The sequence below is a fragment of the Streptomyces sp. NPDC085481 genome (genome assembly GCF_044541845.1).
In the GTDB taxonomy this organism is placed as follows: Bacteria; Actinomycetota; Actinomycetes; order Streptomycetales; family Streptomycetaceae; genus Streptomyces.
This window is the reverse complement of the sequence record NZ_JBITTJ010000015.1, coordinates 39,162-60,060: the sequence shown is the minus strand read 5'-3', so window position 1 is coordinate 60,060 and position 20,899 is coordinate 39,162. Positions and strand designations below refer to the sequence as shown.

Annotated in this window: 16 protein-coding genes and 1 pseudogene; 11 read left to right on the top strand and 6 right to left on the bottom strand. The window is 73.0% G+C overall.

Going from position 1 to position 20,899, the window contains the following annotated elements; translation table 11 throughout:
• Positions 1–58: 58 nt before the first annotated feature.
• A complete protein-coding gene (locus ACIGEZ_RS27700) occupies positions 59–535 on the bottom strand; it encodes an ATP-binding protein (RefSeq protein ID WP_399835988.1) in 477 nt (158 codons plus the stop codon).
• 206 nt (positions 536–741) lie between these two features.
• On the opposite strand from ACIGEZ_RS27700, the gene ACIGEZ_RS27695 reads away from it, so the two are divergent.
• From ACIGEZ_RS27695 to ACIGEZ_RS27685, 3 genes are all read left to right on the top strand, one after another.
• Positions 742–1,692, top strand: a complete 951-nt coding sequence (locus ACIGEZ_RS27695; RefSeq protein ID WP_399835985.1) for an alpha/beta hydrolase fold domain-containing protein — start codon at positions 742–744, stop codon at positions 1,690–1,692.
• 139 nt (positions 1,693–1,831) lie between these two features.
• Positions 1,832–2,137: a hypothetical protein gene (locus ACIGEZ_RS27690; protein ID WP_399835982.1), complete on the top strand. Its 306-nt coding sequence runs from the start codon at positions 1,832–1,834 to the stop codon at positions 2,135–2,137.
• Positions 2,138–2,403: 266 nt separating this feature from the next.
• On the top strand, positions 2,404–2,736 hold the full coding sequence (locus ACIGEZ_RS27685) for a hypothetical protein (protein ID WP_399835980.1): 333 nt from the start codon (positions 2,404–2,406) through the stop codon (positions 2,734–2,736).
• A 22-nt stretch (positions 2,737–2,758) separates the two neighbouring features.
• On the opposite strand, the gene ACIGEZ_RS27680 is transcribed toward ACIGEZ_RS27685, so the two are convergent.
• From ACIGEZ_RS27680 to ACIGEZ_RS27670, 3 genes are all read right to left on the bottom strand, one after another.
• Positions 2,759–3,766: a LacI family DNA-binding transcriptional regulator gene (locus ACIGEZ_RS27680; RefSeq protein WP_399835977.1), complete on the bottom strand. Its 1,008-nt coding sequence runs from the start codon at positions 3,764–3,766 to the stop codon at positions 2,759–2,761.
• A 142-nt stretch (positions 3,767–3,908) separates the two neighbouring features.
• Entirely contained in the window at positions 3,909–5,459 is a 1,551-nt protein-coding gene (locus ACIGEZ_RS27675; protein ID WP_399835974.1) for a carboxylesterase/lipase family protein, read from the bottom strand.
• Positions 5,460–5,585: 126 nt separating this feature from the next.
• Positions 5,586–6,302 carry a phosphatase PAP2 family protein gene (locus tag ACIGEZ_RS27670; protein WP_399835971.1) on the bottom strand — a complete coding sequence of 239 codons (717 nt, stop codon included), beginning with the start codon at positions 6,300–6,302 and terminating at the stop codon, positions 5,586–5,588.
• A gap of 594 nt (positions 6,303–6,896) precedes the next feature.
• Here ACIGEZ_RS27670 and ACIGEZ_RS27665 point away from each other — a divergent pair.
• The 4 genes from ACIGEZ_RS27665 (at position 6,897) to ACIGEZ_RS27650 (ending at position 11,023) form a co-directional block, all read left to right on the top strand.
• The gene (locus ACIGEZ_RS27665; protein ID WP_399835968.1) at positions 6,897–8,171 is read left to right on the top strand and encodes an MFS transporter; all 1,275 of its coding nucleotides are present in this window, start codon (positions 6,897–6,899) and stop codon (positions 8,169–8,171) included.
• A 106-nt stretch (positions 8,172–8,277) separates the two neighbouring features.
• The gene (gene surE, locus ACIGEZ_RS27660; RefSeq protein ID WP_399835964.1) at positions 8,278–9,207 is read left to right on the top strand and encodes a 5'/3'-nucleotidase SurE; all 930 of its coding nucleotides are present in this window, start codon (positions 8,278–8,280) and stop codon (positions 9,205–9,207) included.
• Positions 9,208–9,265: 58 nt separating this feature from the next.
• A complete protein-coding gene (locus tag ACIGEZ_RS27655; RefSeq protein WP_399835962.1) occupies positions 9,266–10,852 on the top strand; it encodes a carboxylesterase/lipase family protein in 1,587 nt (528 codons plus the stop codon).
• Positions 10,853–10,876: 24 nt separating this feature from the next.
• Positions 10,877–11,023, top strand: coding sequence for a hypothetical protein (locus ACIGEZ_RS27650; protein ID WP_399835959.1), 147 nt, complete (start codon positions 10,877–10,879; stop codon positions 11,021–11,023).
• A gap of 45 nt (positions 11,024–11,068) precedes the next feature.
• On the opposite strand, the gene ACIGEZ_RS27645 is transcribed toward ACIGEZ_RS27650, so the two are convergent.
• Both ACIGEZ_RS27645 and ACIGEZ_RS27640 read right to left on the bottom strand, forming a co-directional pair.
• The gene (locus ACIGEZ_RS27645) at positions 11,069–11,896 is read right to left on the bottom strand and encodes a tyrosinase family protein (RefSeq protein WP_399835957.1); all 828 of its coding nucleotides are present in this window, start codon (positions 11,894–11,896) and stop codon (positions 11,069–11,071) included.
• 23 nt (positions 11,897–11,919) lie between these two features.
• Positions 11,920–12,303 carry a tyrosinase cofactor gene (locus ACIGEZ_RS27640; RefSeq protein ID WP_399835954.1) on the bottom strand — a complete coding sequence of 128 codons (384 nt, stop codon included), beginning with the start codon at positions 12,301–12,303 and terminating at the stop codon, positions 11,920–11,922.
• Between the two features lie 374 nt (positions 12,304–12,677).
• Here ACIGEZ_RS27640 and ACIGEZ_RS27635 point away from each other — a divergent pair.
• The 4 genes and pseudogenes from ACIGEZ_RS27635 to ACIGEZ_RS27620 form a co-directional block, all read left to right on the top strand.
• Positions 12,678–12,863, top strand: a pseudogene (locus ACIGEZ_RS27635) (metallophosphatase); the annotation flags it as partial.
• A 105-nt stretch (positions 12,864–12,968) separates the two neighbouring features.
• Entirely contained in the window at positions 12,969–17,027 is a 4,059-nt protein-coding gene (locus ACIGEZ_RS27630) for a hypothetical protein (protein WP_399835951.1), read from the top strand.
• A gap of 170 nt (positions 17,028–17,197) precedes the next feature.
• Positions 17,198–20,437: a M36 family metallopeptidase gene (locus ACIGEZ_RS27625; protein ID WP_399835949.1), complete on the top strand. Its 3,240-nt coding sequence runs from the start codon at positions 17,198–17,200 to the stop codon at positions 20,435–20,437.
• Positions 20,434–20,871, top strand: coding sequence for a hypothetical protein (locus tag ACIGEZ_RS27620; RefSeq protein WP_399835946.1), 438 nt, complete (start codon positions 20,434–20,436; stop codon positions 20,869–20,871). Before ACIGEZ_RS27625 ends, ACIGEZ_RS27620 begins: the two co-directional genes overlap by 4 nt.
• Positions 20,872–20,899: the final 28 nt, after the last annotated feature.

Here is a 20,899-nt window from a genome sequence, read left to right as displayed (position 1 = left end):
TTTGGCGGCCGTCAATCTTTCGCGATAAATCGAGCGGTGGCGGTGCTGCCGGAAGGGCTCAGGCGGCGGGGACGCGCACCTGCACGCACTTGCCGAACTCGCGTACCGCAACGGCGAGTTCACCGCCCGCATCGGTGGCGAGGAGCTGGACCAGGAGCAGACCGCGCCCGTCCTCCGCATCCGGATCGACCTCGACCGAGGGGTCCGGCACGCGGGGCAGGCCGTCCGCGCCGTCCGCGACCTCCAGGCGCAGCCAGCCCCCGTCGCAGGAGATGCCGACGCGCATCCGGCCGGTCGCCGCGGCGGCGTGCCGGACGACGTTGCCGACGAGTTCGCTCACGGCCAGCAGGAGGGTGTCCGTGGTGTCGGTGGCGATCCGCCAGCCCTCGAGCACGGCGCGGACGCGGCTGCGCACCAGGGGAACGGTCTCGGTGGTGGGCTCGGCGACCCAGTGCGCGAAGGCGCGGGCGGGGGTGTGGGCGCGGGCCGGCGCCGGAACGGGGAGTGCGGGGTGAGCGGCGGTGGTGGTGAGCATGACGTGCTCCCAGGGAGGGGATGCGCGACGCTCATGGAGTCACTCGTGTAACCAACCCGAAGACAAGGCAGGCGATGGGCTTGTCATCGGCGGAAATGCGTCGCTAGAGTTTTGGTAACACGTGTAACACGTTACGTCTCCCCGGGTGTCACGCGCAAGCATTTCGGACAAAGCGTTACGTACCCGGGGCCGGCAGAAGGGCCGCAATGACGCACTCCCACCCGGCCGAGCTCGACCCGGCCGACATGACCTGGCCGCCCCCGCCCTACCACCCCCCAGTGCCGCCCGTGACGGACGAGCACGGGGTGCGCCGCTTCGACGCGGTCACCTACGCCACCACGCCCGGCTACCGCCCCCGGCTGCTCGACGTCCAAGTCCCGCCCGGGGAAGGGCCGTTCCCGGCGGTCGTATGGATCCACGGCGGCGGCTGGCTGGACGGCGACCGCCGCTACCCGCCGCCCACAGTCCCCGCATCTCTGCTGCACGGAGCGGTCCTGGCCGCCGGACTCGCGCTCGTCTCCATCGACTACCGGCACAGCCTCGAAGCCCCCTTCCCCGCCCAGCTCCACGACGTGAAGGCCGCGATCCGCTACGTCCGCCACTTCGCCGCCGACCTCGGCATCGACCCGGACCGGATCGCCGTGTGGGGCGAGTCGGCGGGCGGCCACCTGGCGGCCCTGGCCGGCCTCGTCGGACCGGACAGCGCGGACGCGAAGGCGCTGGAGGGCGCGCACGGAGTAGGCGCCGGGGACACCGGTGTCCGGGCCGTCGTCGACTGGTACGGGGTCTCCGACCTCGTCGCCATCGCCGAGCACCCCATGCCGGTGATTCCGGGCGTCGACTTCCCCGACCCGTACGAGGCCCTGCTGGGCGGCACCGAAGCCGAGCGCCCGGCACTTGCCAGGGCCGCGAGCCCGGTGACGTACGCCGAGGGCCCGACGCCGCCGCCGTTCCTGCTGATCCACGGCACCGGGGACGGCCTGGTCCCGTACAGCCAGAGCGAGGCCCTCGCCGCGGCCCTGGCGGGGGCGGGCGGCGAGGTGACCCTGCGACCCGTCGAGGGTGCCGACCACATCTTCCTGGGCTGCTCCGACATTCCGGGGATCGTCGCGGAGAGCGTCGCGTTCCTGGCCCGTCACATGGACGCGGGGGCCTGAGCCCCCGGGCACCCGCTCCCTCGCCATCTCCTCCTCTTCCCCCTCCCTCCCGTCCCCGCGGAACCCGGCCCGCCCCGGCCCCGCCGGCACGTCGACCACCCCAGAGCCGCGGACACCCCCGCGGTCGCGAGAGGCCCCCATGTCCAGCACCCCCGTCATCCCTGTGCCGCCCCTGACCGAGAGACCCCCCGGGGCGGCGACCCGGCGCCGCCCCGGGGCCCTCGCGGCCGGGCTCCTGCTGCTCGCCGTCGCCACGCTGCCGGCCCTCGTCGTACGGCCGGACCCGGCGAACCCGCCGTTCCAGGACCTGGACGACCGATTGCTGGACGCCGGCGCCGGCGCGGGCCTGGTGGCGTGGTGGCTCTGCGCCCCCGCTCTCGCCCGGGAATCCGCGCGCGACCGTCGGGGGGCGGGCGCGCCCGCCCCGACCCCCGCGGTTCCATAGAGCGCTCGACGGCGGCTCCTGGTCCGTGCCCGCAGGGACCGGGGGCCGCCGTCGCGTGGTCCCGGTCGCACCCGGGCAAGGACGGCGCGACGATGGAAGGGGCCGATGTCGCTCTCCGCCCGCCCCCGCCCCCGCAGGAAGAGGGCCTCTCCGCGCGGCGTGCGGCCTGGGGGGCCGTGCCGGACCCGCACCGCCGGCCCACCGGGCCTTGCCGACAGCGAGCGCGCGGCCCGCGGCTTCCCGCATCCTCACGGAGAGGAAGAACCATGAACCGGCACGCCCATCCCCTCGCCCTGGGCTTCCTCGTGGCCGCCTCGTTCCTCGTGGCCCCCGCCGCCCTCGCAGCGGTTCCCCATTCCGTGCCGTCCGTCGTCCCGGCCGCGACCTGTTCCGTCTCCGGCGTCCTCGCGAACGGCAAGGTCCACCTGTCCGGCGGCGGCTTCACACCGGGACCCGCCTACTGGCACGGTTCGACAGGCTTGGGCGGGACGGTCGAGATCGCCGAGAACGGCGGCTTCCAGATCTACAACGTCCCGCCGGCCCAGTACACCGTCCGGCAGGGCGGCGTACTGACCGAGTGCAGCGGCTTCAACCCGTAGGACTCCAGGCGGTCGGTCCCCCTCAGGAGGTCTGACGCTGGATCAGCACGGCCTCTATCGCGGGCAGCGGCTGCGTCGTACCGGTCTCGATCAGCTCGTGCAGGGCGTCCGCGATCTGCGCGGGCGTGGCCAGGTCCAGGCGGATCGTGCTGAGGGGCGGCTGCTGGAGCGCGGAGAGGACGAGGTCGTCGGAGCCGACGATCGCGACCTCGTCCGGTACGGCGATGCCCTCGGCCCGGAGCGCGTGCAGGAGCAGCGCCGCGTACTCGTCGTTGTAGGCGAAGACCGCGTCCAGGTTCAGCTCCGCCCAGCGCCGGGCGAGCGCGGTCGCCGACTCCCGGGTGTAGGCGAGTTCCAGCGGCGTGACGGTGGCCATGTGCCGGGCGGCCACCGATTCGGCTCCCGCGAGGCGCGGCCGGGCCAGGCTGCCGAGGCCGCGCTCCTGGGGCATGACGACGCCGATCCGGGTGCGGCCACGGGCGATCAGGTGCTCGGCGGCCGCGGCGCCGATGTGGGCGTGGTCGAATCCGACGGTGTGGACGCCGGGTACGGGGCGGGACGCGAAGGCGAGTACCCCGCGCACCCCGGCGCGGTGCAGCAGCTCGGCGGCCTGCGCGGTGAGACGGTCGCCGTCGAGGGCGACGACCGCTGCCGGACGCAGTTCCGCCCAGGCGCGTGCGGCGTCGACGGGGTCGGCGTAGCGGCCCGCGTGGAGGACGGCCGTGTAGCCGTGGCGCTCGAGTTCGCTGTGCAGGTCGTCGACCCAGTCGCTGACGAGCCGGCCGATCGCGGAGATCGACGCCGGCATCAGGACGAGATTGCTGCGCCCGGCGCGCAGGGAGCGGGCGGCGCCGTGCGGTACGTAGCCGAGCCGGCGGGCCGCGTCGAGCACGCGGGCGCGGGTGGTCTCGCTGACCCGGTGGCCCTGGGTGTTGTTGAGGACGAAGGAGACGGTGGCGCGCGAGACCCCGGCGAGGCGGGCCACGTCGGCGCTGGTGATCGAGGCGGGGACGGGGGTTTCTTCGGCCATGACGTCCCTTGACGCTCCTTGCGGTGGGTTTCGTGCCTTCGTGCGTGCCTTCTTTCACCGCCGAGGTTACACGAGTTAAGTCAAGGGAGCGGTGGGCCGCGCGGTCGTGCCGCGACCCACCGCGAGGCCGCCTCCCTGCCCGCTAGGAGAAGAGGCCCGGCGCCGCCCCGTGCAGGCGGCGCGCGTCACCGGCGAGGTCGCCGAGAGCGGTCACCACCGAGTCGAAGCGCATCGTCGTGCGCGTGTCCGTGTCGTACGGGTCCCACGTCGGCATCGCCGGGTGGTTGGGGTCGCCGCCGCGGGCGAAGGCGATCCACGCCCGGTGCATGATGTGCGCCAGGCCGTCGCGGACCGCGGGGTCGATCCCGGCCAGGAACGGCGCGTGCGCCCACCGGTCGAAGTTGTCGAAGACGAAGGGGAGTTCAAGGCAGTGGGCGGCGCCGAGGCGACCCTCGTGCGCGGGCGTGGGGAGATCGAACTGGTACGCCCGGACGGGCTGCCCCGACTCCGCCCGGGCCTCGGCAAGCCGGAGGGCGGGGACACGGAACAGTTCGTCCGTGATCAGGTCCATGAGCACGTCGACGGGACGTGCGCCGGGCCGGGCCCGCTCGTACGCCGCGTACACCCCGGGCGCCGCTTCGGCGCCGAGGGTCTCGGCGATCCGGGCGGTCACCTGCTCGCGGCCGGCGGTGGCGTACCCCGCGTCGAGGGCGAAGCCGAAGTTGGCCTCCTCGCGGGTCCAGCCGATCATCACGTCGACGCCGGTCGCCGCGCCGTGCAGCAGGGACTCCACCGGATGGCGCGTCAGGGTGACCCCGTCGATCACGGGCAGGAACGGGGTCGGCCAGTAGCCCCAGCGCGTCGTCCGGGCGAACAGCCCGCCGGTCGCGCCCATCAGCGCGGGCCAGGGCACCTCGCGCAGTTCCGCCACGGTCTTGACGCCGGCCAGTTCCAGAAAGGCGGCGGTCCGCTCCAGACACGCGTCCGGCCCGGGGAGATCGAGGCCGAAGGGCGGGCTCTGCAGGATCACGCGCCTGATCAGGCCCCGGGTCTCGGGGAGTCCGGCGAGGGCGGCCGTGGACAGGGCGCCGCCCGACTGCCCGGCGACGGTGATGTTCCCGGGGTCGCCGCCGAAGGAGGCGATGTGCGCGGCGACCCAGCGCAGGGCTGCCAGCTGGTCGCTGAGCCAGGGGTTGCCGGCGCCTTCCGGGTTGTCCTCCGCGGGGCCGGTGTACAGGTAACCGAGCGGTCCGATGCGGTAGTTGACGCTCACCACCACGAGGTCGCCGTTCCGGGCGAAGGTCTCGCCGGAGTAGTTCGGCAGTGATCCGGAGCCCGAGACGAAGCCGCCGCCGTGGATCCACACGAGCACCGGGCGGCGGGCCTCGTCGACCGCCGGGGTCCAGACGTCGAGGGTCAGGCAGTCCTCGTCGAACGGCGGCGATCCGTGGCTGCCGAGGACCGGGTCCCCGCCCTCCAGGTAGAGCTGCGGCGCGCTGGGCCCGTCGGCGGTCGCGTCCCGCGTGCCGCTCCATCCCGGGTGCGGCCGGGCGGGGCGCCAGCGCAGGTCGCCGACCGGGGGAGCGGCGTAGGGCACGGCGCGGAACACGGCGACCCCGCCTTCCACCGCGCCGCGCAGGCGCCCTGCCGGGAGGTCGACCAGCGGGTGTTCAGGGCCTGGGGTGAGAGCCATGGGTCAATCCTTCCTGGGTCGCGCGCCGAACACGCGCCCACCCGACACGTCCGAGGGTATGGCGTGGATTCTTCGAGCGTCAATAATTCGCGATAAACGTTGGCGGTGGCCGCCGGTGCGTGGCCGTCAGGTCCAGAGGCTGTTGTCCGCCGTCCGCTCGGCCTCCGTTCGCAGCAGGGGAGCGAACGCCCGCCACAGCAGCAGGCAGGCTCCGGCTCCGCCGAGTGCGCCGGCCAGGGTGTCGCTGAGCCACTGGGCGTGCAGCCAGGTACGGCTCCACATCATGGTGACGACGTACGGGGCACCGAACAGCCACCACCAGCGCCGGGCACGCGGCGGGAACACCACGACCGCGGCCGCGACCACCAGCGTGACGGCGCCGAAGACCTGGCCGGAGGGGTACGAGCCGTCGTTGACGAGGACCCAGACGTGCGGCGGCCGCGGCCGGTCGACGAGCTGTTTGAGGGGCAGCACCACGACCAGGTTGGCGACGATCGCGGCCGAGAACACGTAGAGCGCCGAGCGCCAGCGGCCGTAGACGCAGAGGCAGCCGACCAGCATCAGAGGCAGGATCGTGCCGATCGGGCCGCCGAGCCGGTCGAGCACGGTGGCGAGGTCGGTGGCCGCGCCGGAGCGAGATCCTTCCAGGGAGGCCGCCCAGCGATCGTCGAGGCCCTGGAAGAAGGGGCGGTCGGCGACCCGGAGCAGCAGGCCGATCAGCAGTGCTGGGCCGAGGAACGCGGTCCCGGAGGCGAGCGCGTGGCGCGGCGGAGCGGCCGGGAGGTGGTGGCGGGGAGGGTGCGCGGGGCGCGGGGGCGGGGCGGCGTCGGGTGAAAGCGGCATGGCGGGCCTCTCACGGTCTTCACCCCGGGGCGGTGGGGGCACGCGGGAAGGCGGGCGCGGGGGTGCGGCGGAAGGTGGGTACGCGGAAGAGGGGGGGCTGGGAGGGGAGTGGCCGGCGGCCGGTGAGCGTACGGGGCCGATGGCGCGCCGGAGCACCGGAGCCGTTGGGGCCGTCACGGTGCGGCACGGAGTATTGCGGAACGGTGACTGCCGCCACAAGAGCAAGAGGGTTTCGAGCCGCAATGGCCCTGGTCCGCACGGCCGACCGGCTGGTTACACGTGCCCCACGTGGGGCCCCGGCTCGGGTCGCGATCTGCGCAATGACCCGGCACAAGCTCTGGCGGGGGCCGGAAATGGGTGCTACACAGGGTCCAAGCGCTGCGAGTGACACGTGTAACAACACGCCGTACCGCAGCCGTCCGCGGCGGCTCCCGGTGACACCGCCGCCCCCGCGACCGCTCACGCGGCGCCTCCCTCACCCGAGCAACGCCCACCCGCGTACCCCGTACCGGAACCGGCACCGCACCCCTCAGCAGACCGCACCCAGGTCCCCGGATCCCGCCACCTCCCCGCTCCGTCCCCCGAGGAGTCGTCATGGCCACGAACGAGCTCACCGACCCGATCGACCCGCCGGCCGACGCCGGCCCCGCCACCACCCCCGATGCGCCGGACGCCCCGCGCCGGCGCGGGCTCATGCTCCTGCTCCTGGTCGCCAACTCGGCCATGATGGCGCTCTACATGGGCGTCGGATCCGTCCTCCTGCCCACCCAGGTCGCCGCGATCGCCCCCGATGACAAGGTCGCCGTCCTGGGCCTGATCGGCGGCATCAGCGCGATCTTCGCCACCGCCTTCAACCCCATCGCCGGCGCCCTCTCCGACCGCAGCGGCCGCCGCAACCCGTGGATCCTCGGCGGCGCCTTCGCCTCGCTGCTCGCCCTGGCCTTCCTCGGCAGCGTCTCCACCGCGCTGCTCGTCGGCATCGGCTGGTGCCTGGTCCAGGCGACGATGAACACCTACCAGGCCGCGGTCACCGCGATCGTGCCCGACCGCATCCCCGTCGCCCGCCGGGGAACGGCCTCCGCCCTGGTGGGGCTCGGCCTGCCGATCGGCGGCACCGCCGGCGTTCTCGTCGCCTCGCAGACCGCGACGCACCTGCGCGCCGGGTACCTGGTCTTCGGCGCGATCGTGGCCCTCGCCGCCCTGCTGCTCTCCGTCTTCTGCCGTGACACCCCACGGGCGGAACCCACCACCAGAGCCCCCAAGGGCGCCCAACTCGCCGCGTTCCTCTCGGCGTTGGCCAATCACGACTTCCGCTGGGCCTTCATCGGCCGCGCCCTGATGGTGCTGGGCTACTTCTCCGTCGTCGGCTACCAGCTGTACATCCTGGGCGACCACATCGCGCTGCCCGCCGGGCTGAATCCGCCCGCCGCGATGGCGATCCTGACCCCGGTGTCGATGGTCGCCGTCGCGCTGTCCACCGTCGTCGGCGGCCTGCTCTCCGACCGCTGGAACCGCCGCAAGGTGTTCGTCGGTGTGTCGGCCGCGCTGGCCGGCCTCGTCATGGCGGTCCCCGTCGTCAGCCCGACCTGGACCGGCATGCTGGTGTTCAGCGCGCTCAACGGCCTCGCCTTCGGCTGCTTCATGGCCGTCGACACCGCGCTCGTCACCCTGGTCCTGCCCCGGGCGGAGGACGCGGCCCGCGACATGGGCGTCCTCAACATCGCGAACGCCGGGCCGCAGATCGTCGCCCCGTTCGTCGCCTCCGCCATCGTCACCGCCCTGGGCGGATACACCCCGCTGTTCCTGGCCGGCGGCGCCCTGTCGCTGATCGGCGCGCTCGCCATCCTCCCGATCCGCAGCGTGCGCTGACGCAGGCGACAGCCCAGGCTCCGGCGGGCACACGCCGAGGGTCGTGCGCCCGCCGGTCACCCCTCATCTCCGACCCTCGCCTTCCTCCCACTCGAAGGAGCGCTCCGTGCAACGCAAGCGAGTACTGCCGCTGGCCGCCCTGCTGCTGTGTACGCCGGCACTCGCCGGAACGGCGCCCGCGGTCGCCTCGCCACAGACCGCCCCGGCGTCGAAGCCGAGCACGACGTCCCCGGCGCCGCTGCGCATCCTGCTCACCAACGACGACGGCTACAACGCGCCCGGCATCCGCAAGGCGTACGAGCGGCTGACCGCCGCCGGACACGACGTCACCATCGTCGCCCCGCTCACCAACCAGACCGGCGCGGGTACGAGGATGATGAGCGCCACCACGATCACGGTGAAGCACCCCGAGCCGAAGGTGTGGGCCGTCGACGGCACCCCCGGCGACTCGGTGGCCTTCGGCCTCTCCGAGGTGTTCGAGGGCCGCGCCCCCGACCTGGTGGTGTCCGGCACCAACTTCGGACCGAACGTCGCCGGGCTCGCCACCCATTCCGGCACCGTCGGCGGCGCCGTCGCCGCGCTCGAGTCCGGCGTACCCGCCATCGCGCTGAGCACGGGCGGCGTCTCGGTGCCCGATCCGGTCGCCACCGTCAACGCGATGGGCCCGACGCTCGACTTCGCCGTCAAGCTCATCGACCGGCTGCGGGCACGGGCGAGGTCGGGACCGCTGCTGCCCCAGGGCGTCGGCCTCAACGTGAACCACCCCGTCGTCGGCCCCGACGGCAAGGGCACCGCCGCCGGCGTGGCCACCACCTTCCAGGACCCGCAGACCATCCTCGAACCGGACTTCACCGACTCCGGCGACGGCACCTGGAAGGTCGGCGTGACAGTCGATCTGCGCACGCCGGCGAAGGGCGGCGACGTCGAGGCCGTCATCGCCGACAGGATCGCCGTCAGCCCGATGAACGCCACTTGGAACACCGGCCCCGCCGACCACGCCACCACCTCGGCCCTGATCGCCGGTCTGCGCCCGTGACCACCGCTCCACACCAGCCACGTCAGGAGGACGGATGAAGCGACCCGGAAAACGGCCGATGCCGGCAAGACCCCTGCTCGGTACGGCTCTCGCCCTGCTCACGCTGCTCGCGTCGGCACTCCCGGCCTCGACGGCCACGGCCTCCGACCGAGGTGCGTCCCCGCGGCCGGTGGTCACCGTCGAGCAAGGCCCGCTGCGCGGCCGGAACCACGACGGAGCGCAGGAGTTCCTCGGTGTCCCCTACGCCGCACCCCCGGTCGGCGAGGCCCGGCTGCGGGCGCCGCGGGAGCCGCGCCGCTGGAGCGGCGTACGGGAGGCGGACCGGCAGGCGCCGGCCTGTGTGCAGTTCGCGCCGTTCGGTCTCGCGGACCCCTCGGCCGTCAGTGAGGACTGCCTCTACCTGGACGTGTACCGCCCCGAGGGAGCCCGTGCGGGAGCCAGGCTTCCGGTGATCCTGTGGATCCACGGGGGTGCGTACACCATCGGCACCGGCACCCAGTTCGGCGGCCGGACGATGGCCGACCTCACGAACAGCGTCGTGGTGAGCATCAACTACCGCCTGGGCCAGCTGGGTTACCTGGCCCTGCCCGAAATCGCACAGGAGGACCCCCGCCGCTCCGGCTCCTTCGGCCTGATGGACCAGGTCCAGGCGCTGCGCTGGACGCGGGAGAACATCGCGCCGTTCGGCGGCGACCCCGGCAACGTCACGGTCTCGGGGCAGTCGGCGGGCAGCGCGTCGGTCTGCGGACTGCTCGCGGCGCCTGCGGCGGCCGGCCTGTTCCACCGCGCCGTCCTGCAGAGCGGGCCGTGCACCCTGCTCCCGACGCCTGACACCGCACGGGCCGCGGAGCAGGCCCGGGCCTTCGCCGCGGCGGCGGGCTGCGCCGACCCGGCCGGGGCCGCCGCCTGCCTGCGTGCCGCCCCGGCCGCGACGCTGGTCGAAGCGGCGCGCACGCGGCCGACCTCGGGGCCGGCCTCCGGCGACGGGCTGCTGCCGGTGGATCCGGGCGCCGCGATCGGGAGCGGGGACTGGAACAAGGTGCCGGTGCTGATCGGCAGCACCCGCTCCGAGTCCCGGCTGTTCGTGGCCCTGTCGCAGCCGCGGCTGACGGAGGAGGAGTACACGGCGCAGATTCTGGCGGGCTACGGGGCCCACGGCCCCGACGTGCTCGCCCGCTATCCGGTGTCCGCGTTCGGATCGCCGTACCTGGCCCTCTCCGCGGTCATGACCGACTCCACCTTCGCCTGTCAGACCGCCTGGACGGCTCAAAAGTTCGCCACACAAGTACCCACGTACGTCTACGAGTTCGACGACCCGGACTCCCCGACCCTGGCCGGCGCCCAGGTGCCCGGTCTCGACATGTCGAACGCGCACAGCGCCGAGCTGGCGTACCTGCACGACTTCACGGCGGGCGACCGTCCCCTGACCCCCGTCCAGGTGGCGCTCGCGACGCGGATGAAGCGCTACTGGGGCGCCTTCGCCCGCTTCGGCGCGCCGACCGTCCCGGGGCAGACCCCCTGGCCCACGACCGGCGCGGGAACCGTACTCACACTCAACCCCCAGGTGACGCGGACGAGTTCGCGTTTCACCGCGGGCCACCAGTGCGGATTCTGGAAGACCCGCCCGCCGCGTCCACCGCTGTAGCCCGACGAGGCGCCGCCGGGCGCCGTGCACCTGCTGTGGGTACCGGCGCCCGGCAGCGCCCGACGTCTCCTCCCGCTGGTCGCGTTCCTCGCCTCGGACGCGGCACGCTGGATCACCGGCCGGGTCGCCGACGCGAGCGGCGGCCTGTTTCCGGGGCCGCCGCTCGCGTGATCCGGACCTGACCGCACCGCACGTCGCCGAGGCGGCCGTGGATCGTCAGGCGGCCGTGTCGAAGGTGTAGTGGCGGGTGTGGTCCAGCATGTCGGCGGGGGTCACGTCGTTCCACGGGCGCATGGTGTCGCCCAGGTCGACGACGTTCGGCGTGCCGGCGGCCGGCAGGTAGGTCGACTTGGGGTGGCGGGTCTGCCACTCGGCCCACAGCTTGTCGATGAACGCGTGGTGCATCCAGAAGACGGGGTCGTTCGGGGACACTCCGGTGGCCATCTGGCCGCCGACCCAGACGTGGACGCGGTTGTGCAGGTTCACTCCGCGCCAGCCCTCGAGGTGGTTGCGGAAGCCGTCCGATGAGCTGTTCCAGGGAGCCGCGTCGTACGTCTCCATGGCGAGGACGGAGTCGACTTCGGCGCGGGTGGGCAGCTGGCGTCCGCCGGCGCCCAGGTCGCGCCGGAGGTAGTCGCGGCCGTCGACGCGGACGTTGATCGCCCAGCGGTTGCCGGTGCGGGCGAACGCTCCGTCGGTGACCTGGCCGTCGCGGGCACGACCGGTGCCGCCGAGGAAGTCGGGTGCCCAGAGCGAGGAACGGGCGGTGCGGTCGGCCGTCCAGTCCCAGTAGGGCAGGGCGACGGAGGCGTCGACGGACTGCAGTGCCCGCTCGAACTCTATGAGGAAGCGCCGGTGCCAGGGCAGGAACGACGGCGACCGGTGACCGACGCGGTCGCCGTTGTCGGTGTCGCTCATGATGAACGCGTTGTGCGTGGTGACGAAGGTGTCGTACCGCCCGGTGCGCTTGAGTTCGAGGAGGGCGCTGACGAAGCGTCGCTTCTCGTCGGCGGTGAGGGCGGCCTGGTTCTTGCGTACGGTCATGGTGGTGCGGCTCCTGGATCGGGTCAGGCGAAGGTGAGCGGAACGAGCGGGGCGCCCTGGAGTTCGCGGACGGCCGCGCGGGCGACCGCCTTGGGCGAGGCGACGGGCTCGTAGTGGTTGATCACGCTGATCCAGGTGCCGTCGGCGTTCTGCATGACGTGCAGTTCCTCGCCATCGATCGTGACGGAGTAGCCGCCTCCGTGGTGTCCCCCGTGGTGGCCGCCGCCGTGCGCGGGGCCGCCCTTGATGCGGCGGCCCTGGTAGACCTCCTCGAAGGACGCCGGGGCCGGGCCGGCCGCCGGGGTGGCGGCGCGCGGTGTGGCGGCGCCGGCCGACCCGGCCAGGGCGAGGCCTGCGGTGGCTCCGGCGGCGACGCCGAGTGCCGTGCGGCGGGTGATGCTGGACATGAGGAAACCCCCTGGTGATGGTGCGTCCGGGGATTGGTCATATGCCCCCGGCAGGACCCATCAGTACCCGGGGGTTTCGGCGCGGCAGAAATCGCCGGCGGCCGGTTGGCTGCGATACGGACAACTTGTCGTAAAAAGTGCAGCGTTGAACGGAGTTGATCTTGCTGTCCGGACGGGCGAGATCGCTCCGGAGCGAAAGTCTTGCGGAGAAAGTGATCATCTCGTGAACGATCTTCAGGACCCGGGTGTGAGGTGTGGCGCGGCCCACGCCGCACGGTTGTCCGGATCCGGCCGCGCCCCGGGCGGCCGATCCCGGTCGCGAGCTCCGGCGTGGCCCCGGCGGCTCGTTCATGTTCACCGACCAGTGGGACGGCTACGGCTACGACGTCTACGAGGTCACCCCGGAGCGCTTCAGCGCCCACATGCGGGTGATCGACGACCGCCGTGACCCGGCGTCCCCCGTCGGCGCGCTGACCACCTTCCATGTGGACCGCGGGCAGGCGGGCTCGTACGAGGGCCCGGCGGCGAAGAACTCGCCGGCGCAGTACCGCAGGGACTGACCCACCGGGGCGGACGTCAGCGTCAAGCGCGTGACCTGGCAGGGGCGATGTCAGTGGCTCCGCATAGCGTGTAGCCATCGATCAGCACCACGGGGAGACCGGCGCATGGGCACGCGTGTCGAGAACAACGGCTACACCGCAGAACTGACGGACGATCTGGAGATCGTCTACCGCAATCCGCAGGGGCGGAGACTGAAGACCTTCCCCGGCCCCATCGCCGGCGCGCCAGGGCTCGATGCGCTGCTCGACGCACGGAGGCATCTGAGGAAGCAGCGTGAGGTGTGCCGCAGGCAGGCGGCCGAGTGGGCACTGGCCGGGGCGAGCGTGCCGCGTGCACTGGCCGATGCCGATCCGCTGTGGCAGGAGGCCCTGGAGAGCGAGGGCGTCGAGCTCGGTGACGAGTTGGGCGACGGCGGCCTGTGGGCCCGTACGTACGCCGGGTTCGACGGCCGCACGCTGACGCAGCTGCTTCCCGAACAGCTCATCCCGTACCGGGACCGCCTGATGCGCGAGGAGCACTGGGAGCCGGAAGGCCTCTTCTCCACCGGCATACCGGACCTCTCCGACGGTGCGCTCCCCTTCCCCGAACGGGTCGTCGCCGCCCATCCGGGCCATGAGGACCTCGCGGTGCAAAAGCTCCTCAGCCTGCAGGGACGCACGAGCGAGTGGCAGTACGTCTTCAAGGCGGACGTCGACAGTGTCCTCCACGGCCTTGAGGAGTCGGCTCCCGCGCTGCTGATCACCCTTCTCGACGAGATGGCCGACCTGGCCCTGCGCGATCGCGAGCGGCCGACCGCGGCCGCCTGGTTCGGGCGGGCCCGTACCGCCGAGCGCATACAGGCGCGAAAGGTCGACAAGGAGTGGCTGCTGGGCCGTTACCTCGCCTACGCCGAGGGCGAGGCCCTCTCCGCCACGGTCCTGCGTGCCTGGGCCCGCGAGCTCGCCGTCAAGGGAGTGGCGACCGAGGCGGACCTCGCCGGCTTCCGCCGGGTCGTGATCCGCCGCGTCCAGGCCTCGTCCGAGGTGTACCCGCAGCTCGCCGTCGACGTACGCAAGATCGCCAAGGCCGCCGGCCTCGACCCCGAGCGGGAACTGGCCGTGCTGCTCGGAGAGATGTTCGCCGCAGGCGCCGTCTCGCTGTCCGACGTCAAGTTCTGGACCGACTGCCTCAAGGGCCCGGCCATGGACCTCCTGGGCGAACACGCCCCCACCGCGGTGCAGCAGACGCTGAACCTGCGTCCAGGCCGATTCGGAGACTCCCCGGCACTGTGGCGGGAGTTGCTGGAGCGCACCGGTGCGCTGGCACGGCTCACCGGTGAGGCCGGGGGGCTGCCCGTGGGCGAGGCCGCGGCCTGGCTGTCCGCGTGCGTGCGGAGAAACAGCGGCCGGAACGGCCCGTGGCGCGTCGTGTACGAGATCGCCGAGAGGATCGCGCCGCGGTTGGCGGCCGACGGCGTCCCCGTGGAGTTCCGTTATCGGCGGATGGGCGAACGAGGCGACGGAAGGACGCCCCTCGACCTGATCGACCTGCTGCTGGAGCACGGCGCGCCCGTCGCCGACCCACCGGAGCTCCTCGGCCCGACCTCTCTGCACGACCTCCTGCTCGACCGCCGGCCGAGGCTCGAGCATCTGCAGGCGGACGAGCGTTTCGCCCGCGAGCTGCGGGCACGGGTGCGCGCCGATCTGGAGATGACCACCAAGGACCTGGCGTCCAACAGCTGGTACCAGCCGCACGAGAACAAGGGCTGGCAGCAGGTTCCCCAGCTGTTCGACAACCCGATCGGGCACGAGGAGATCCGCGCCTGGTGCGACCGCGAGCGGGCGAGGCTGCGTGCGGGGGTCGACTTCGAGGAGCTGGTCCTGCTGCTCGGCCGTTTCGTCCACGTGGGCGTGGCGGTGGAGCTGCTCCTCAAGGACGCGGACGCCGCAGCGGAGTTCGCGGCCGTGGACGTCACGACGCTGCTGATGGCCGAGCTGCCCGACACCGTGTCCCGTGCCCAGGTGGAGGAGCTGATCGGCCGGCTCCAGCCCTCCTACGTGGAGCGGGAGGGTGTCCGGGGCCCCGCTCGCGGACCGGTTCTGGAAGCACTGCCGCAGCTCGGCGAACCGATGAACAGCCGGGCCGCCCGCTCGTTGGTCATGGCCGTCAACTGCCGTGCCGGGATCGAGCGCCTCGTCCGCCGCCTCACCCCCGGCGAGGACGACACGAGGCCGGACCCCGACGCCGGGCGGGAGGCGCCCTTCCTCCGGGTGAGCCGTCAGATGATGAGGCTCGCGACGCACGGGACCGGCGTCTGGGGAGGTGATCTCGCGGCGCCCAGCACCACCTACGACACGTCGCTCCGCATCGACCGGTTCCACCAGGGGCACGCCTACACCGCGCCACTCGCCCTGTGCGCCGTCTCCAACAGGGTGTCCGGTTCGGCGGCCCAGTCGCTGCTGACGTACGCCGCCCACCCCGTCGCCACCGGCGAACCGGGTCGATGGCGGATCGTCCACTGCGAGGCGCCCGGCGGCCGTGCCGACTACGCCCCGGTCCTGGGGCAGGTCTTCCGGACGGCCACCTCCGTCGCCTTCGTCCTGGGCAGCGCAGGGGCAAAGCCGCGCCGGACGCTGTGGGAGTACGCCCCCGACGGCGCCTTCGCCGAGGACGGTCCACTGGCGCCCGCGGGGGTGACGCTCACGCGGGCCCATGTCCTCGAGCCGGCGCGTCCGTCCGCCTGGTTCGCGCGTTTCGCGGCGCTGTACCGCGAGCACGGCCCGGCGCCGGCCCGTCCGGAGCTCGCCGGAGCCTTCGCCGAGCGGTTGGGCCTTTCCACGGCGGAGGCCACCGTGCTGCTGATGGCACACGTCCCCTGCGCGCCACACCAGCTGGAGGAGCTGGACGACTACCACTCCCGCCACCCCTCCGCTGATCTGGAGCCCTGGAAGATCCGGCGGAGCGAGGCGGAACAGGCGGTGACCGCACTGACATCCGCGCTCGGCACCCGGTTCTTCACGACGTTCTACGACAAGCTGCTCCCCGACGATCCCGAGCAGCTCTGGACCACGGGCCCCGACGTGGACCGCGCCGCCGAGTGGTGGCTGCAGGAGCTGGGCAGCCCCCTGCCCGTACCCACCGCACTACTGCCTCTCGCAGCCAAGGAGATGCTCCCGCCCAAGGGGGAGGCGGCCTTCGCACGGCCGGAGCGCCGGGGCGAGCGCTGGTGGCCCGCCCTGCGGATCCCCGCGCTGCTGGGGCGGCTCGCCGCCGGGGCGCACTGCCTCGACCGGCACGGGGCGGGCCTGGTCGGCGAACCCCAGGTGCCGGCCCTGCCGAGGATCGCCGCCTGGCTGGCCTACCGCACTCCGGCCGGCGATCCGCTGCGCGCCGTGGCCGGTGCGGCGATCGCCAGGCTGTGCGAGGACCTGGCTTCGGCTCCGGGCCCGCTCACCCTCTTCTCACTGCAGAGCAACTACCTGATGGGGGAGCCTCCTTCCACCGAGGCCCTCACCGCTCATCCGGCGGTCACGGAGGTGCCGGACGCGGCTTTCGACGTGCGTCATCTGCGGGTCGACCCCGCCGCGCTCAAGGGGCCCGACGATCCGCTGCTGGACGCCCTGGACGCCTACCTCGACTCCGTACTGCCCTCCCAGTGGCTGCCCAGCCCCTCGGGGCTGCCCGCCCTCGCGGATCTGCGGCTGCTGCTCAGCGACGACTTCGCCGCGCTCGGGGAACACCTGACCACTGACGGCGAGCGGCCCCCGGGCTGGGAGCAGGACCCCGCGCGCTCCGTGCCGCATCTCGTCGCGGAGTGCGCCAAGGCCTTCGGGCTGAACGAGGACGCGGCGGCGCTCTACCTGATGCTGCTCGCCCTGCCGGACCCTTCGGACCGCAACGTCAAGGCGTGGACCGGGTGGAAGTCCACCCGCTTCAAAGCCGCCCAGGCCGAACTGGCCGCATCGGGCCGCGTGTTGAGCGCCACCAGGCCGCGAGCGGGTCGCTCCCTGTTCCTGCCGGGCGCCTGGCAGGAGCGGAAGCCGCCACGCCTCCCCATCGAGGTGGCGAAGCTCGGACTGTTGCCGCTGGCCAGGGAGCACCGGTCGACGTCGCACATGGCGGCCGTGCCCTCCGCCCCCTTGCCCACACTGTTCACGCGGGCGTGGGAAGCCCGGAGGACCTGACCTGCCGGTGTTCCGTGCCCGTGGGCAACCAGCGCCCTCCCCAAGGGAGTTGGTTGCTCCGGCCGGGCCTGGACGCGCCCTTTCGCCGGCTTGTCGTGCACACGTACCGTGTCCCGGTCCGCAGTCAGGGAGCCAACGGACGGGGGAGAGCGATGCCACCCACACGCTTGATGCCACCCACACGCTTATCGGCGCGCGCACGGTCACTGCTCATCGGAGCAATCCTGCTCGCACTGCCGGCGGTCACGGTCACACCGGCGGCCGCCACCGCCACCGCCGGCGCCCGCGCCGGGACGCAGGAGCGACCGGCCCAGGAACAGCCGGATCGGCCGTATCCGAACATCGACGTACGCGGCGACAAGCGCGTCGCGCCCACGGCCGGGCAGCTGCGCGCCGCACAGGAACTCGACGGCACGGCGATCCGCTGGAGCCGGTTCGGTACGCCGAGACTGCTCACCCCGCAGGGCCGCAACGCCCTCACCGGAACCAGTGCCACCGACCCGAAGGCCCTGGCGCTGGACCACATACGCGACCACGCCGCCCTCTACGGACTCTCCGCCGCCGACCTGGACACCCTCGCCGTCGTCAAGTCGTACCGCACCGAGCACAACGGCGTACGGCATGTCTTCATCGGCCAGAGCGACCGGGGCGTCCCCGTCCACGGCGCGCGCCTGTCGGTCGCCGTCGACGCGGCGGGCCGCATCCTCACGGTCACCGGCAGCCTCGTCCCGCACGCCCGGGCCACCGGGACCGTGGCCCTCGACAAAGGCGCCGCGCTGGACCTGGCCGCGGCCTCCGTCGGCACCGACACCCCGCCCGGCACCGCCAGCGCCACGAGGGTCACCTTCCCGCTCGCCGACGGCACCGCCCGCCCGGCCTGGCGGACCACCATCACCGCGGACAACCACCACCTGTACGACACCGTCGTCGACGCCGGAAACGGCACCGTCCTCCTGCGCACCGACCTCACCAGCAACGAGGGCCCTGAAGGCCGGGTCTTCACCGACCAGAACCCCACCCTCGGCAGCGCGACGACCGTCCCCTTCAGCGGCCTCGGCCGCTCCTGGGTCACCGGCCGGGTCACCACCGGCAACAACGCCGAGGTCTCCCAGGACCTCGACGGCCAGGAGACGCTCGGCCACCAGCCGCAGACGCCGGCCGCCGGAGACCCGGCGTACCAGCACTTCGCCTACACCTTCACGGACGCCTTCCGCACCAGCGGTGGCACCGACCTCACCACCGACCGGGACGCGGTCGTCACCCAGGCCTTCTACTACGCCAACCGCATGCACGACCACCTCTACGGGCTCGGCTTCGACGAGGCGTCGGGCAACTTCCAGGAGGACAACCTCGGCAACGGCGGCTCCGGCAGCGACCGCGCCCAGGTGTACGTCGACTTCGACGCACAGGGGGACTCCGCCTGCAACGCCAACTTCAGCACCCCCGGCGATGGCCAGAACCCGACGATGCGGCTCTTCGTCGGCCGCACCTCCTGCGGCAACCACAACGTGCACCGGGCCATGAACGGCGACACCATCGCCCATGAGTACAGCCACGGCCTGTCCCACCGGCTCGTCGGCGGCGGCGACATGGGCGACGGCGCGCAGACCGGCGCACTCGGCGAGGGCTGGGGCGACGCGATCGCCACCTCGATGTGGAACGACCCGGTGTACGGCGAGTACAACAACGGCCGGGCCACCGGCGTACGCCGCGTCGCCTACGACGACAGCGACCTCACCTACGCCGACCTCTGCGACGACGGCAGCTGCGAGGAGCACGACGACGGCGAGATCTGGGCCACCGCGATGTGGGACATGCGCACCGCGCTCGTCGGCGCGTACGGCTCCGCCACCGGAAAGCAGCGGCACGAGCAGCTGATGGTCGACGGCATGAAGCTGACGCCGTCCTCGCCCGACTTCCTGGACGCCCGCGACGGTATCCTCGCCGCCGACCGCGCCGACAACGGCGGTGCCGACCAGTGCCTGCTGTGGGGCGTGTTCGCCCGCCGGGGCATGGGCGCGAGCGCCACCTCACCGAGCCAGAGCCAGGCCAACCCCGCGACCGACCTCCCCGCGAGCTGCCGGCCCACCGCCGACGCGGGCGGGCCGTACGCCACCAAGGAGGGCACCGGCGTACGGCTCGACGCGAGCGGCTCCACCGTCCCCGGTGGCGGCGGCACCTACCGCTGGGACTTCGACGGCGACGGCGCCTACGACGACGCGACCGGCGTCAGCCCGCTCTTCGACCGGGTCGGCCAGGACGGCACGTACACCGTCGGACTGCGTGTCGGCAACGCCGCCGGAGCCGATTCCGACACGGCGACCGTGACCGTCACCAACGTGGCGCCGACGGTGACCTTCACCGTCCAGGGCCTGCGCGAGGAGGGCGGCAAGCTCACCGTCTCCGGCACGGTCACGGACCCGGGCTGGCTCGACCCGCTCACCGCCACCATCGACCCCGGCGACGGCAAGCCCGTGCCCCTGCCCGGACAGCTGGAGAACAACCGTCCCGACGCCACCCTCACCTTCAGCCGCGAGCTCGTCTTCGGCGACAACGGCAGCTTCACCGTGAAGGTCTGCGGCAGCGACGACGACACCACCACCTGCCGCGAGGCCGCGGTCACCGTCGCGAACGTCGACCCGACCGCCGCCATCGACAAGACCGGCGCCGTGCCGCTCGCGGGCGGGCGGACACTCGTCGTCCACGCGGGCGAGGAGAAGCGGTACACCGCCCGGGTCACCGACCCCGGCAGCGACGACGAGACCATGACCTGGGCTTGGGGCGACGGGACACCGCCCACCACGACAACCTCGCTCGTCAACCCGCCGGACCCCGATCCCGCCCGCAGCCCCAGCGTCCAGCCGCGCGACCTGACGGACGCCCAGGCCCACACGTACACCAAGCCCTGCCTGTACGACCTGTCCTACACGGCACGCGACGACGACGGGGGCACGGGCAGCGACGGGATGTCCGTCATCGTTCAGGGGAACGCCCCGCTGTCGCTGCTCGCCGACGTCTGGTACGTCAAGTACCTGACCGGCGACCTCACCGGGCTCGGGAAGCAGACACTGGACTGCTACCTGAAGATCGTCCGGCACGCGAGCGCGGTGTTCTCCGAGAAGGTCGACGTGTCGACCCAGGACAAGGCCGCGAACGTCCTCTTCCTCAACCTGCTCCTGGACCCCCAGCGTTCCCTCGACCGCCAACTGCTCGCCGCCTGGCTCAACTTCGCCAACGGTGCCTTCGACCCGGACGAACTCGTCGACACCGACAGCGACCTGAAGGCTGACACCCCCTTCCTGGAGGTCCTCCAGAACGCCGAGAAGGTACGCCTCGACCCCCACGCCACCCGACAGCAGCTCTCCGCCCAGGCGGCCATCCTCACCTGCGTCAACATCCCGCTCGTATGACCCGGATGACGTTCCTGCCGCGCGCCGTCGCCGCCCTGCTCCTCGGGGTGGCGGCGGCCGCCTGCACCGACAGCCCCCCGCCCGACCGTCCGCCCCCGCCCGCCCGAACCACCACCCCCGACCCCACTTCCGCCCCCGCGCCGACCACTTCCGCCCCCGCGCCGCCCGCCCCTGCCGTCCTCACCCAGGACGACGCCGGCCGCACGATCACACTCCCTCCCGGCGGCACCACGCAGCTGCGCCTCTCCGGCAGTTGGCGCGGGGCCACCCCGGCCGTCGACGGCACGGCGATCGTCCTCGTGCCGGTCGGCTACGAGACCGATCCGGGCTTCCGCGCCTGGGACATCCGTGCCACCGGACGGGGCGAGGCGGAACTGCACACCACCGGAGGGCCGGGCGAGCGGCCGCTGCGGATCGCTTTCCGGGTCCGGTGAGGATGGACATCCGAGGACGGACGAGGCC

Bases quoted from the DNA above. Each gene is read 5' to 3' on its own strand.
- ACIGEZ_RS27625 (WP_399835949.1), top strand. From the start codon at position 17,198: ATGCCACCCACACGCTTATCGGCGCGCGCACGGTCACTGCTCATCGGA.
- ACIGEZ_RS27675 (WP_399835974.1), bottom strand. From the start codon at position 5,459: ATGGCTCTCACCCCAGGCCCTGAACACCCGCTGGTCGACCTCCCGGCA.
- ACIGEZ_RS27700 (WP_399835988.1), bottom strand. From the start codon at position 535: ATGCTCACCACCACCGCCGCTCACCCCGCACTCCCCGTTCCGGCGCCG.
- ACIGEZ_RS27665 (WP_399835968.1), top strand. From the start codon at position 6,897: ATGGCCACGAACGAGCTCACCGACCCGATCGACCCGCCGGCCGACGCC.
- ACIGEZ_RS27620 (WP_399835946.1), top strand. From the start codon at position 20,434: ATGACCCGGATGACGTTCCTGCCGCGCGCCGTCGCCGCCCTGCTCCTC.
- ACIGEZ_RS27690 (WP_399835982.1), top strand. From the start codon at position 1,832: ATGTCCAGCACCCCCGTCATCCCTGTGCCGCCCCTGACCGAGAGACCC.
- ACIGEZ_RS27645 (WP_399835957.1), bottom strand. From the start codon at position 11,896: ATGACCGTACGCAAGAACCAGGCCGCCCTCACCGCCGACGAGAAGCGA.
- ACIGEZ_RS27630 (WP_399835951.1), top strand. From the start codon at position 12,969: ATGGGCACGCGTGTCGAGAACAACGGCTACACCGCAGAACTGACGGAC.
- ACIGEZ_RS27655 (WP_399835962.1), top strand. From the start codon at position 9,266: ATGCCGGCAAGACCCCTGCTCGGTACGGCTCTCGCCCTGCTCACGCTG.
- ACIGEZ_RS27640 (WP_399835954.1), bottom strand. From the start codon at position 12,303: ATGTCCAGCATCACCCGCCGCACGGCACTCGGCGTCGCCGCCGGAGCC.
- ACIGEZ_RS27670 (WP_399835971.1), bottom strand. From the start codon at position 6,302: ATGCCGCTTTCACCCGACGCCGCCCCGCCCCCGCGCCCCGCGCACCCT.
- ACIGEZ_RS27695 (WP_399835985.1), top strand. From the start codon at position 742: ATGACGCACTCCCACCCGGCCGAGCTCGACCCGGCCGACATGACCTGG.
- ACIGEZ_RS27680 (WP_399835977.1), bottom strand. From the start codon at position 3,766: ATGGCCGAAGAAACCCCCGTCCCCGCCTCGATCACCAGCGCCGACGTG.
- ACIGEZ_RS27685 (WP_399835980.1), top strand. From the start codon at position 2,404: ATGAACCGGCACGCCCATCCCCTCGCCCTGGGCTTCCTCGTGGCCGCC.